Genomic DNA, 12,998 nt, shown 5'->3' on the forward strand with positions numbered 1-12,998 from the left:
CTGCTGAGAACACAGTAACCCTCTAGCCCCAAAATCCTGCTTTGCACAGGTCAACGCAGATATTCAGCCAAACCGTGATAGCAAGTCGCCAAATGATAAGGCGTAGTCGAAGGCATGTCCTTGCGGCTGACCTCCCCATTTTCATCCCGACACTCATGCCAGCCGCCGGCATGCAGAAACCGCTGCTGCAACGCCTGCAACTGGCGCAGTACTACCGCTTCGCTGTCCGCCCGCAAGGTCAGCGCGCGCAGGTATTCGGCCTGAGCCCAGATGCGCTGGGTCGAATCCCTCGGCCGTCCATTGCCATCCAGATCGAGCATCGCCCGCACCGCGCCGCAGGACTCCAGCACGCCGTACTGCTCGGTAAAGGCAAATGCCCGATCCAGCGCCCGATGCAGTTTCGAATCGCGCAACAACGCCGACGATTCGAGCAGGAAATACCATTCGAACTGGTGCCCCGGTTCGTACCAGTTATCCACAGCCCCCAGTGGCTTCTCCATCAATACGCCATATTGCGGATCGACGAATTGCTTGTGCATGGCTGTGCATAACTCAAGCAGGGCCTTCTGCGTCTGCGGGTCTTCGCGCACCGTCAGAGTGGCGAGGAAGGCTTCGGCCAAGTGCATCAGTGGATTTTGCAGTGGGCCGGTTTGCAGGGTGAGCCAATCACGCTCAAGGCAGGCTTCGTACAAACCGTCGCCGGTGGCGAATCGGCGGCCGATGATTTCCAGCGCGGCGTTGAGTGTCGATTCGGCCAGCGAATCCCGGGACTTGTCCCAATAATGCGCGCAGGCAAAGAGGATGAAGGCGTGGGTGTAGAGATCCTTGCGCTGGTCCAGCGGCTTGCCCTGTGCGTCGATGCTGTAAAACCAGCCGCCGTGCTCGGCATCATGGAAGTGCCGTTGCAGGGAACGGAACAGCGCGGCGGCGCGGACTTCGGCGTTATCCACAACCCCGATCAGGCTGGAGAACAGATACAGCTGCCGTGCGCAGGCCATCGCCCGATAGCGTTGCGCTGGCAACGGCTGGTGTGTAGCGTCCAGCGCCTCATAGGGCAACGCCATGTCGGCATTCCAGCCCGGGCCTTGCCACAGCGGCACGATCACGTCGAGGAAGTGCTGCTGCACTTGGCCAAACAGGGCGGTCAATTCGGGCAGGGCGGTGGAGCGGGAAGCGTGGGGCATGGGCGGGCGTCACGGGCTTGGGCGATTGCGCGACATGGTAGCAGAGAGCACCGCTTGAGAGAGGCGGTGTCTGTCAGGCCGTCTTCGCGAGCAGGCTCACTCCCACAGTGGATTTGCAGCGTACACAAAACCTGTGGGAGCGAGCCTGCTCGCGAAGAGGCCAGTGCAGGCGCTAAAAATCAGCCTGCCAACAACCAGACGCCAGTCGCCGCCGAAGCCGCACCCGCCAACCGCACCAGCGGCGCCGCTGCCTGCGGAAGAACTCGCACCACGCCATAACCGAGCGCATGCAAAACCGCTGTCGCCGCGACAAACCCGGCCGCATACGCCCACGGACTGCTCATGTCCGGCAACTCCAGCCCATGCGCCACGCCATGGAACAGCGCAAACAGCGCCGTCGCGGCCACCGCCATCACCAGTGGCGGACGTACCGCCAGTGCCACGGCCAGGCCCAGCGCCAATACCGAGGCGGCTATCCCGCTCTCCAGCGCCGGCAACTCCAGCCCTTCAAAACCGAGCAAACCTCCGAGCAACATGGTGCCGACAAAAGTGCACGGCAGCGCCCAGCGCGCCGCGCCTTGTTGCTGCGCCGCCCACAAACCGACGGCGAGCATTGCCAGCAAGTGGTCGAGCCCGCCGATCGGGTGGCTGATGCCCGCGACGAGGCCACTGTCGCCATGGCCCGGGTGAGCGAACGCCAGTGCCGGTGTCAGCAGCAACGCCAGAGCGCCAAGAATGCGTTTGAGTGTCATGGATAAGCTTCCTTGTGGATAAGTGGATCAGGCGGCGGTCAGCAGGCCCTGACGTTCGATGAAGGCGATGATTTCTTCGAGGCCCTGACCGGTTTTCTGGTTGCTGAACACGAACGGCTTGCCGTTGCGCATGCGTTTCGTGTCGCTGTCCATCATTTCCAGCGAGGCGCCCACCAGTGGCGCGAGGTCGATCTTGTTGATCACCAGCAGGTCGGACTTGCAGATCCCCGGGCCGCCCTTGCGCGGCAGCTTGTCGCCGGCGGAGACGTCGATCACGTAGATGGTCAGGTCGGACAGCTCCGGGCTGAAGGTCGCCGAGAGGTTGTCGCCGCCGGACTCCACCAGAATCAGATCCAGCCCGGGAAAACGACGGTTCAGTTGATCGACCGCTTCGAGGTTGATCGAGGCGTCTTCACGGATCGCCGTGTGCGGGCAGCCGCCGGTTTCCACGCCGATGATCCGCTCCGGCGCGAGGGCTTCGTTGCGCACCAGGAAATCGGCGTCTTCGCGGGTGTAGATGTCGTTGGTGACCACGGCGAGGTTGTAACGCTCGCGCAGGGCCAGGCACAGGGCCAGGGTCAGCGCGGTCTTGCCGGAACCGACCGGGCCGCCGATGCCGACGCGCAGAGGTTGTGTATCCATTTCATTCTCCAAAATAAACAGCCCTAAGAGCGGAAGAGACGGCTGTACTGGCGCTCGTGGGCCATGCACGCCAGGGACAGGCCAAACGCGGCGCTGCCGATATGTTCGGGATTTATGCGGGTTGCATCGTGCTGCGCCTGTTGCAGCAGCGGCAGCAGTTCGCTGGTCAGGCGCTGGGCGGCTTGCTGGCCCAACGGCAGGGTTTTCATCAACACGGCGAGCTGGTTTTCCAGCCAGCTCCACAGCCACGCGGCAAGAGCGTCCTGCGGGCTGATGCTCCAGGCGCGTGCTGCCAGCGCCCAGCACAAGGCCAGGTGCGGTTCTGTGGTCTGGTCAAGAAAGTCGCGGGCAGGCTCGTCGAGTTCCGGCAAGCCGTTCAACAACTGCTGCAAGGAGTAACCCATCTGCCGGCTCTCCAGATGCAACTCGCGGGTTTCGCGACTGGCGCGGTGGCTCTCGCAGAGTTGTCGTAGCTCGGCCCAGTTTTCATCTGCTGCGGCTTGGCAATGCGCCAACAGCAGCGGCGCTTCGAAGCGGGCGAGATTGAGCAGCAGTTGATCGCTGATCCAGCGGCGGGCGGCGTCAGGGTTGTGGACCCGGCCGTTATCCACCGCCATTTCCAGACCCTGGGAATAGCTGTAGCCGCCAATCGGCAATTGCGGACTGGCCAGACGCAGCAGCGCCCAGGCCGGATTCACAGGCGCACGCCGAACTGGTGAAGTTTTGGCGCGTAGTTGAAGTCTTCGTCACCGTGGCGGGAATGATGATGGCCGCCGCCGTAAGCGCCGTGTTCCGGCTGGAACGGCGCTTCGATAGCCTCGACCCGGGCGCCGAGCTGTTCGAGCATCGCTTTGAGCACGTAATCGTCGAGCAGGCGCAGCCAGCCATCGCCGACTTGCAGGGCGACATGGCGGTTGCCGAGGTGATAGGCCGCGCGCGTCAGTTCGAACGCATTGGCGCACGTGACGTGGAGCAGTTGTTCGGGACGGGCGCAGACGCGCACGACACGGCCGTCTTCGGCCTGCAGACATTCGCCGTCATACAGCGGTGGCTGGCCGCGCTCCAAAAACAACCCGACGTCTTCGCCTTCGGCACTGAAACAGCGCAAACGGCTTTTGCTGCGCGCTTCGAAGGTCAGGTGCAGCTCGGCGGCCCAGACGGGTTGAGGGTCGATTCTGCGATGAATCACCAGCATCGGAAAGCTTCCAGCAATGAACGTTGATTGGGCTAGAGCAAGCGCCGCGCCAATCGGGCGATCTGTAGGAAATAGCTGTCGGCGCGTGCCTGATCTTTCAACAGGCGCGGCGATTCTGGAAGGTTTTGGTGCATGAAGGATTTGTCATGCACCAAAGCGAGGCCATGACGGATGTTCAATGTGGGAGCGAGCCTGCTCGCGAATGCGCCGTGTCAGACAGATGTATTCAGCTGACCCAGCGCTTTCGCGAGCAGGCTCGCTCCCACGGGGGCTTTGCGCTGTGTCAGATAGACAAGGGATTACTCGGTACTGCCCAGCCCTTGCCAGTGCTTGAGGCCGATGAAGATGAAGCGCAGTTGCTGGGTGATCTTCGCCTGCGGGGTCAGGTGCTCCGGCAAGGCCTCGGCGGGTGGGTCGATGATGTCTGGGAGGGTGGCGAACACCGATTTGACGATCAGGTCGGCCATCACGCTGAGGCCGGCCAGATCCAGATGTTGCAGCTTGGGCATCAGCGCCAGGTCCGCCGCGAGGTCGGCGCTGATGTTCTCCCGCAGGCGTCCGATTGCCTGACGTACCGGCAGCGAGCCGCCGTATTGTTCGCGGGCGAGAAACAGGAATTGCGAGCGGTTGGCGTTGACCACATCAAGGAAGATGCGCACCGAAGCGTCGATGATGCCGCCCATGACGAATTCATTGTGGCGCACCAGGCGGATGGTCTCGCGGAAGGTCTGGCCGACTTCACTGACCAGCACCAGCCCCAACTCGTCCATATCGGCGAAGTGCCGGTAGAAACCGGTGGGCACGATGCCGGCGGTCTTGCTCACTTCGCGCAGGCTCAGGCTGCCGAATCCTCGGCCGCTTTCCATCAGGTGGCGGGCAGCGTCCATCAGTGCGTTGCGGGTCTGTTGTTTCTGTTCGGCGCGGGGCAGCATCGCAGGGTGTGTTCTTCGGCAGGACAAGCGCCGCACTCTAGCAAATAGGCTTTGTCGGCGTCGAACGGGGAGTCATGCAGCGAGGGATTCACAGAAGCTGAAAAGTCAAAAGCCCAATCCGCTGATTGGGCTTTTTCGCTGGGCCGTCATAGGCTCAGCTCACGGCGCTGTTGCGTTCGATCACACGGTCACCACCACCTTCGGCGAGGGCTTGACCTTGTGGAGTCTTGTCGTAGCCGTCTTCCACCAGACCTTTTTCTTCGAGACGATTGCGGCCGTTTTCGGCTACAGCCTGGCCTTGTGGCGTCTTGTCATAGCCATCTTCAACCAGACCTTTTTCTTGGAGGCGGTTGCGACCGTTTTCAGCCAGAGTCTGACCTTGTGGGGTTTTGTCATAGCCGTCTTCAGCCAGAGTCTGGCCTTGTGGGGTTTTGTCGTAGCCGTCTTCAGCGAGAGTCTGGCTGAACACCGAGTGGCTGTCTTTGACTTGCGGAGTGGCCTGATCGGCAGCGGGCAGGGCGAAAGCAGTGCTGGCTAGCATCGACAGGGTAAGGCTGAGCAGTAATTGGCGTTTCATGATAGTGGCTCCTTGGGAGGGCGATAAAGTGGGTACGAGGGCAATGCTACTCTCGATAAGTCGATATAAAAGTTCATAAACGCAATGGTAATAATCAACAGAATTGATTGTTCGGCGCGAAGGCTCTAGATCGGGCCTTTGCGGGCGACGGTTTTGCACCGTCGTGGGTATTTTCGACTCACTCGCGCCTCGTAAAAGTGCGGGCGGCGGTAACACTGCTCGACCGATCGGTCAGTTTTGCCGGGCTTTTTATGGCTTAAACTGCCTTTCAATTAAACCTGCGGGCCTTTCGCCAGTCACAGACTGCATAGGGGCCGCTTCGGTCTGCCGTTTCAGCTGTGCGTCGGGATGTTCGGCGTGCGGTCGTGATCAGGAGCTTTGTGCATGACGCGCACTGGAAAAATCTTCAGCTGGACCTTCGCCATCCTCGCGCTGCTGCTGGCAGCCTTGATTCTGATCATCGCGTTTTTCGACTGGAACCGGATCAAACCCACGATCAACGCCAAAGTTTCGGAAGAACTGCACCGGGCGTTTGCCATCAATGGCAACCTCGCGGTGATCTGGCAGCGCGAGCCGGAAGAAGGCGGCTGGCGCTCTTGGGTGCCTTGGCCGCACGTGGTCGCCGAGGATCTGAGCCTGGGTAATCCTGACTGGTCGAAGCAGCCGCAGATGGTCACGCTCAAACGCGTCGAACTGCGCATTTCGCCGCTGGCCCTGCTGGCCCAGCGCGTGGTGATTCCGCGTATCGACCTGACCGAGCCGAATGCCGAACTGCAACGTCTGGCCGATGGCCGCGCCAATTGGACGTTCAAATTCGATCCCAAGGACCCGAACGCCGAGCCGTCGAGCTGGGTGGTCGATATCGGCGCGATCGGTTTCGACAAGGGCCACGTGACCCTCGACGACCAGACCCTGAAGACCAACCTCGATGTGCTGATCGACCCGCTCGGCAAGCCGATTCCCTTCAGCGAGATTGTCGGCGAAAAAGCGGCGAAAACCGCTCAGGACAAGGGCGGCGCACCGCAGGACTATGCCTTTGCACTCAAGGTCAAAGGCCAATACCACGCGCAGAACCTCACCGGTCAGGGCAAGATCGGCGGGCTGCTGGCCTTGCAGGACGCCAGCAAGCCGTTCCCGTTGCAGGCCCAGGCGAAGATCGGCGACACCCGTATCGAACTGGCCGGCACCCTGACTGACCCGCTGAATCTCGGCGCCCTCGACCTGCGTTTGAAGCTCGCTGGCGACAGCCTCGGCAATCTTTACCCGCTGACCGGCGTGACCCTGCCGGACACCCCACCGTATTCCACCGACGGCCACCTGATCGCCAAGCTGCATGACGAGGCCGGGGCGAAATTCACTTATGAGAAATTCAACGGCAAGATCGGCGACAGCGATATTCACGGCGACTTGACCTACGTGGCCAGCCAGCCACGGCCGAAACTCACGGGTGCGTTGCTCTCCAATCAGCTGCTGTTCGCCGACCTTGCACCGTTGATCGGCGCTGATTCCAACACCGAGCAAAAGGCCCGTGGCGGCGCGAGCAAGCAGCCGGCAGACAAAGTCCTGCCGGTCGAAGAGTTTAAGACTGATCGCTGGCGCGCCATGGACGCGGATGTCGAGTTCACCGGCAAGCGCATCGTTCACAGCGAGAAGCTGCCGTTCAACGACCTCTATACCCATCTGAAACTCAACGACGGCGAACTCAGCCTGGAACCGCTGCGCTTTGGCGTCGCCGGCGGCACCCTGGATGCGCTGATCCGCCTCAATGGCCGCACCGAGCCGCTGGAAGGCCGGGCGCGGTTGACCGCACGCAAATTCAAACTCAAAGAGCTGTTCCCCACTTTCGAGCCGATGAAAACCAGTTTCGGTGAGCTCAATGGCGATGCCGACATCAGTGGCCGGGGCAACTCCGTGGCCAAGCTCCTCGGTGGCGCCAACGGCAATCTGAAGATGTTGATCAATGACGGCGCGATCAGCCGCGAGCTGATGGAACTGGCCGGGCTCAACGTCGGCAACTACGTGGTCGGCAAGATCTTTGGCGACAAGGAAGTGAAGATCAACTGCGCGGCGGCGGATTTCGACATCAAGACCGGCTTGGCGACCACACGGCTGTTTGTCTTCGATACCGAGAACGCAATCATCTACATCGATGGCACGGCGAACATGGCCACTGAACAACTCGATCTGACCGTGACCCCTGAGTCGAAAGGCTGGCGTCTGATCTCCCTGCGCTCGCCGCTGTATGTGCGCGGCAAGTTCATCAAACCGGATGCCGGTGTCAAAGCCGTGCCGTTGATGCTGCGTGGCGCGGGGATGGTTGCGCTGGGCGTGATAGCCGCACCGGCGGCGGGATTGCTGGCGCTGGTGGCGCCTAGCGGTGGCGAACCGAATCAATGTGCGCCGTTACTGGAGCAGATGAAGCAGGGCAAGGCGCCGGTGACCGTTAAACCCAGCAAGTAATGCGGCGTCTCTGAGGGCGCCTTCGCGAGCAGGCTCGCTCCCACATTCGAACGCATTCCTTCAATTGAAATACGTTCCAGTGTGGGAGCGAGCCTGCTCGCGAAAGCGGTGTGACGGGATTACAGATCGTTAAGGATATCCGCCATGTCGTCGGCGTGTTCTTCTTCCTGTGCGAGGATGTCTTCGAAGATGCGGCGGGTGGTCGGGTCCTTGTCACCGATGTACTGGATGATTTCGCGGTAGCTGTCGATGGCGATGCGCTCGGCCACCAGATCTTCGTAAACCATTTCCTTGAGCGTGTTGCCGGCCACGTATTGCGCGTGGGACATCTTGCTCAGCAGGTCAGGGTTGAACTCAGGCTCACCGCCCAGTTGCACGATCCGCTCGGCGAGGCGATCGGCGTGCTCGGCTTCCTGGTTGGCGTGTTCGAGGAATTCGTCAGCGGCGACGTTAGCTTTCAGGCCGTTAGCCATGAAGTAATGACGCTTGTAGCGCAAGGTGCACACCAGTTCGGTGGCCAGCGACTCATTGAGCAAACGCAGTATTTCCTCACGGTTGGCGTTGTAGCCCTCGGTGACCGCGCCGTTTTCCACGTGTTGCCGCGCGCGTTCGCGCAGGGTTTGAACATCAGACAAATGCACGTCACTCATTTCATTCTCCTGGAGGCTAATCCGATGGGCGCCACGTTCTGAAGACGCGGTCGCTACTGTGGGTGTGAGTCTTGAGCGAAGCGAAAAGTTTTATGCGATTTACGCCGGACTCGGTTCAGGAACTGCTGAGGACTGCGATGTCGGCAGGGTCAGAGCTGGAATAGGCTTATCGTTGAGTTGTCATCGTCGAGGTGGATGCTTGGCGAGCGTCTTGCACGTCTGGCCTCCACCCACCGCGCACAAGGATGTACCCCATGTCGACACGTTATCCACTGGTGCTGGTGCCGGGTATGCTCGGCTTTGTCCGGCTGGTGCTTTATCCGTATTGGTTCGGCATCATCAAGGCCTTGCGCCGTGGTGGTGCGACGGTGGTTGCTGTGCAGGTTTCGCCACTCAATTCCACGGAAGTGCGCGGCGAGCAATTGTTGATGCGGATCGAGGAGATCCTTCGCGAGACAGAGGCGCAGAAGGTCAACCTGTTCGGTCACAGTCAGGGCGCGTTGACCGCACGGTATGCGGCGGCGAAGCGCCCGGATCTGGTCGCCTCGGTAACATCGGTGGCCGGGCCTAATCATGGTTCGGAGTTGGCCGATTATCTGGAAAAGCACTATCCCGCCAACAGCGCCAAGGGGCGCTTGCTCGAAGCGTTGCTGCGCCTGATCGGCTGGGTCATGGCATTGCTCGACACGGGTTACCACGGGCCGAAACTGCCGGTGGATATCCACGCTTCCCACCAATCGCTGACGACGGCGGGCGTTGCAATATTCAATCAGCGTTATCCACAAGGGCTACCGGAGGTCTGGGGAGGGCAGGGGCCGGAAGAGGTCAACGGTGTGCGCTATTACTCCTGGTCAGGGACGCTGCAACCGGGCAAGACCGATCGTGGCGGCAATCTTCTTGACGGCACCAACCGCAGTTGTCGCTTGTTTGCCAGGACCTTCGTTCGCGAGCCGGGGCAGTGCGATGGCATGGTCGGCCGTTACAGCTCGCATCTGGGCACGGTGATCGGTGATGACTATCCGCTGGATCATTTCGACATCGTCAATCAGTCGCTGGGACTGGTGGGCAAAGGCGCAGATCCGGTAAGGCTGTTTGTCGAGCATGCGGCGCGGCTGGAGGCTGCAGGGTTATAGCCAAACAGACCGCGTCATCGTTCTTCGCGAGCAGGCTCGCTCCCACAGGTGTCTGCATGTCAACGTGGGAGCGAGCCTGCTCGCGAAGGGGCCTTATCAGGCAACGCCGACCCGCGGGCCCAGCACCGTGGTCCAGCGCTCCGACAAAACCACCCCAGCCAAGGTCAGCAACCCACCCACCAGGTGATACATCGCCAACTGTTCCTTCAACACCACCGCCGCAATCAGCGCGGTAATCAATGGCAGCAGATTGAAAAACAGCGTCGTCCGGCTCGGCCCCAGTCGCTGCACCGCCTGCATCCACGCCAGCGGCGCGACCATCGAGGCCAGCAGGCATGCATACAGCACCAGCGGCACGTTCTGCAGGTTCAGCCCGGTCTTTGGCGAAGCAGCGAACAATGGAAACAACACCACAATCGCCACCAGCACCTGCAAGTACAGCAGCACCAGTGGCGGCAGGCGCAGTTGCCACTTTTTCAGCAGCGTGCTGTAAACGGCGTAGGCCAGCGTGGCGATCAGCATCATCGCATCGCCCAGATTGACCCCGTGTTGCAGCAGCGCTCCGAGGCTGCCGGATGACACCACCACCAGCACGCCAGCGAACGACAGCACCGCACCGACCAGCGCACCAGCCGTCAGGCGCTGGCCGAGGCTGATGATCGCCATGGCCAGCGACATCAATGGCATCAACGACAGGATGATGCCCATGTTGGTCGCGGTGGTCAGTGTTGCGGCGAAATAGGCGAGGCTCTGATACACCGCCATGCCGAGCACGCCGAGGACGAAAATCCGCCTCAGGTTCGGCCGAATCTGCGGCCAGTGGGCGATGACTTTCGTGAGCATGAATGGCGTGAACAGCACGCCGGCCAGTAGCCAGCGATAGAAACCGATCTCGGCGGGGAAGATCGCCCCGACCGCCAGTTTGTTGATCACGGTGTTGCCGGCCCAGATGAAGATCGCCAGCAGGGGAAACGCGTATTGCATGGGACAAAACCAGAACGTTGATGAAGCGCGATTATCGCCTGTCTGGATGCAGGCCTATACTGCGAACCGGACAACCTGCCTCTGCATCCGGACAGCATGAACAGCAAACACATCGATCTGCTCGATTTCAGCGAACTGCCGTCAGTGGTGTATTTCCGCTACGCCGATTTCAATGCCCACGAATATGCCGCGCCGCATCGCCATCCTTGGGGCACGCTGGAATACGCGGCCCATGGCGTGTTGCACATGGATGTCGACGGCAGCCGCTTCATGTCGCCGCCGCAGTACGCGGTGTGGGTGCCGCCCGAGGTCGAGCACAGTTTCTACAGCCATCAGCCGGTCAACTACCGCGCGGTGTGTCTTGATCCAAGCGTTTGCACACGATTGCCGGCGCGGGCCTGCACCTTGGCGATCAGTGACATTCTCAAGGCGATTCTCAAGGACTTCGCTGCCCGCGATGTGAAGATTCCGGAGCATGAGGCCGATCAGCGTCTGGCCCAGGTATTGGTCGATCAACTGCAACAGGCACCGGTGCAGGAATGTTACCTGCCGTATGCGAGCAGCCCGGGCTTACTGACGATTCTCGACGCCTTGCAGGCCGCGCCGGGCGACAACCAACCGTTGGCGCATTGGGCCGCGCAAGTGCATGTCAGCGAGCGCACCCTGGCCCGGCAGTTTGTCCGCGAGCTGGGCATGAGCTTTGGCGAGTGGCGTCAGCGCTTGCGTTATCTGGCGGCGATCGAGGCGCTGGAAACCTCGCGTTCGGTGCAGGAAATCGCTTTCGACCTCGGCTACAGCAGCGGCTCGGCCTTCATCGCCATGTTCGCCCGCCAGGCCGGTTGCACGCCGGAGCAGTATCGGCGCAGCCACCTCGAGGGCAGGAAGGTGTAACAAGCTTTGACTACACTGCGACAGAGGCCGCATCCATCGGTGCGGCAACAAGGAGAAAACTCCATGAAGATGTTGCGTGTGCCGTTGTTGATGATCGGGCTGCTTGTGTGTTCCCAGGGTTTCGCCGCCACGGCGCAACAGAACAAGATGACCACCTGCAATGCCGATGCGACCGCCAAGAGCCTGAAGGGCGACGAGCGCAAGGCGTTCATGAGCACCTGCCTGAAAGCGGCACCAGCGGCCAACGATGGCAAGGAGCTGACCCCGCAGCAGCAGAAGATGACCACCTGCAATGCCGATGCGAAAACCAAAGCGCTGACCGGTGATGCGCGCAAGGCGTTCATGAGTGAGTGTCTGAAGAAAAAGTGAAGCGGTAAATAATGTGGTGAGCTTGCCGGCCTCTTCGCGAGCAGGCTCGCTCCCACATTTGAAATGCATTCCCCTGTGGGAGCGAGCCTGCTCGCGAAAGCGTCGCTGAATGCACCGCAAATCCCACGCCCCGCATATCCCTAGTGCTAACCCCGGATCGCTGGCAGACTGCCCATCCTTTCACGCCGTTCGTTTTGAGGCTGTATGCCAACGTTTTCTCAGCGTCATGTTGTGTTCTGGGTCAGTTGCATCATCATTTTTGGCGGTTTGCTGCTGGTGCTGCCGCTGCGCCTGCTGCCGAGCCTGCTGGCCGGGTTGCTGGTGTTCGAGCTGGTGAACATGCTCACCCCGCAACTGCAACGGCTGATCGAAGGGCGGCGTGCGCGCTGGTTGGCGGTGGCGCTGCTCGGCACGCTGGTAGTAAGTGCGCTGGCGCTGATCTTCGCCGGCGCCATCAGTTTCCTCCTGCATGAAGCGGAAAACCCCGGCGCCTCGCTCGATAAATTCATGGGCGTGGTCGATCGCGCGCGCGGACAGTTGCCGCCGTTCATCGACGCTTACCTGCCGGCCAGCGCGGCGGAATTTCGCGTGGCGATCGGCGAGTGGGCGAGCAAGCATCTGGCCGACCTGCAACTGGTCGGTAAGGACGCTGCGCACATGTTCGTCACCCTGCTGATCGGCATGGTGCTCGGCGCGATCATCGCCTTGCAGCGCATCCCCGACGTGACCAAGCGCAAGCCGCTGGCCGCCGCTTTGTTCGACCGTTTGCATCTGCTGGTGCAGGCGTTTCGCAATATCGTCTTCGCGCAGATCAAGATTTCCCTGCTCAACACCGTGTTCACCGGGATCTTCCTCGCGGTGATCCTGCCGATGTTCGGCATCAAGCTGCCGCTGACCAAAACCCTGATCGTGCTGACCTTCCTGCTCGGCCTGCTGCCGGTGATCGGCAACCTGATGTCGAACACGCTGATCACCATCGTCGGCCTGTCGCTGTCGATCTGGGTGGCGATCGCCGCGCTGGGCTACCTGATCGTTATCCACAAGCTCGAATACTTCCTCAACGCGCGCATCGTCGGCGGGCAGATCAGTGCCAAGTCGTGGGAGTTGCTTCTGGCGATGCTGGTGTTCGAAGCCGCGTTCGGTTTGCCGGGGGTGGTGGCGGGGCCGATTTATTACGCGTATCTGAAGAGTGAGTTGAAGCTGGGCGGGATGGTCTAAGGCCAGGCAAC

14 protein-coding genes are annotated in these 12,998 nt (G+C 61.1%); 5 read left to right on the forward strand and 9 right to left on the reverse strand.

Going from position 1 to position 12,998, the window contains the following annotated elements; translation table 11 throughout:
* Positions 1-50 precede the first annotated feature (50 nt).
* The 7 genes from V8J63_RS15865 to V8J63_RS15895 form a co-directional block, all read right to left on the reverse strand.
* On the reverse strand, positions 51-1,184 hold the full coding sequence (locus tag V8J63_RS15865) for an AGE family epimerase/isomerase (protein ID WP_125926258.1): 1,134 nt from the start codon (positions 1,182-1,184) through the stop codon (positions 51-53).
* Between the two features lie 179 nt (positions 1,185-1,363).
* Positions 1,364-1,936 (reverse strand): HupE/UreJ family protein, encoded by a 573-nt coding sequence (locus tag V8J63_RS15870; RefSeq protein ID WP_016771911.1) that lies wholly within the window; start codon positions 1,934-1,936, stop codon positions 1,364-1,366.
* Positions 1,937-1,963: 27 nt separating this feature from the next.
* Entirely contained in the window at positions 1,964-2,578 is a 615-nt protein-coding gene (ureG, locus tag V8J63_RS15875) for an urease accessory protein UreG (protein ID WP_016771910.1), read from the reverse strand.
* Positions 2,579-2,601: 23 nt separating this feature from the next.
* A complete protein-coding gene (locus V8J63_RS15880; protein ID WP_125926257.1) occupies positions 2,602-3,276 on the reverse strand; it encodes an urease accessory protein UreF in 675 nt (224 codons plus the stop codon).
* On the reverse strand, positions 3,273-3,773 hold the full coding sequence (gene ureE / locus V8J63_RS15885) for an urease accessory protein UreE (protein WP_016771908.1): 501 nt from the start codon (positions 3,771-3,773) through the stop codon (positions 3,273-3,275). Before ureE ends, V8J63_RS15880 begins: the two co-directional genes overlap by 4 nt.
* Before the next feature lie 299 nt (positions 3,774-4,072).
* A complete protein-coding gene (locus V8J63_RS15890; RefSeq protein ID WP_016771906.1) occupies positions 4,073-4,705 on the reverse strand; it encodes a TetR family transcriptional regulator in 633 nt (210 codons plus the stop codon).
* A gap of 154 nt (positions 4,706-4,859) precedes the next feature.
* Entirely contained in the window at positions 4,860-5,282 is a 423-nt protein-coding gene (locus V8J63_RS15895; protein ID WP_016771905.1) for a hypothetical protein, read from the reverse strand.
* A 384-nt stretch (positions 5,283-5,666) separates the two neighbouring features.
* Between V8J63_RS15895 and V8J63_RS15900 the strand changes: the two genes are divergently transcribed.
* A complete protein-coding gene (locus V8J63_RS15900; protein ID WP_130888328.1) occupies positions 5,667-7,742 on the forward strand; it encodes an AsmA family protein in 2,076 nt (691 codons plus the stop codon).
* 119 nt (positions 7,743-7,861) lie between these two features.
* Here the strand turns inward: V8J63_RS15900 and V8J63_RS15905 are convergent, their stop codons facing one another.
* Positions 7,862-8,392: a ferritin-like domain-containing protein gene (locus tag V8J63_RS15905; protein ID WP_016771904.1), complete on the reverse strand. Its 531-nt coding sequence runs from the start codon at positions 8,390-8,392 to the stop codon at positions 7,862-7,864.
* Positions 8,393-8,646: 254 nt separating this feature from the next.
* On the opposite strand from V8J63_RS15905, the gene V8J63_RS15910 reads away from it, so the two are divergent.
* A complete protein-coding gene (locus tag V8J63_RS15910; RefSeq protein ID WP_336464311.1) occupies positions 8,647-9,525 on the forward strand; it encodes an esterase/lipase family protein in 879 nt (292 codons plus the stop codon).
* A gap of 96 nt (positions 9,526-9,621) precedes the next feature.
* Here V8J63_RS15910 and V8J63_RS15915 read toward each other — a convergent pair whose 3' ends face one another.
* Positions 9,622-10,509, reverse strand: a complete 888-nt coding sequence (locus V8J63_RS15915) for a DMT family transporter (RefSeq protein WP_336464312.1) — start codon at positions 10,507-10,509, stop codon at positions 9,622-9,624.
* Positions 10,510-10,605: 96 nt separating this feature from the next.
* Between V8J63_RS15915 and V8J63_RS15920 the strand changes: the two genes are divergently transcribed.
* The 3 genes from V8J63_RS15920 to V8J63_RS15930 all read left to right on the forward strand — a co-directional run bounded on the left by V8J63_RS15920 (position 10,606) and on the right by V8J63_RS15930 (position 12,987).
* Complete coding sequence (locus V8J63_RS15920; protein WP_336353956.1) at positions 10,606-11,400, forward strand: AraC family transcriptional regulator; 795 nt, start codon at positions 10,606-10,608, stop codon at positions 11,398-11,400.
* A 63-nt stretch (positions 11,401-11,463) separates the two neighbouring features.
* Positions 11,464-11,769: a PsiF family protein gene (locus V8J63_RS15925; protein ID WP_016771900.1), complete on the forward strand. Its 306-nt coding sequence runs from the start codon at positions 11,464-11,466 to the stop codon at positions 11,767-11,769.
* Between the two features lie 204 nt (positions 11,770-11,973).
* Positions 11,974-12,987 (forward strand): AI-2E family transporter, encoded by a 1,014-nt coding sequence (locus V8J63_RS15930; RefSeq protein WP_016771899.1) that lies wholly within the window; start codon positions 11,974-11,976, stop codon positions 12,985-12,987.
* Positions 12,988-12,998 lie beyond the last annotated feature (11 nt).

The sequence above is a fragment of the Pseudomonas sp. CCNWLW23 genome (assembly GCF_037095675.1).
Classification (GTDB): Bacteria; Pseudomonadota; Gammaproteobacteria; order Pseudomonadales; family Pseudomonadaceae; genus Aquipseudomonas; species Aquipseudomonas atacamensis.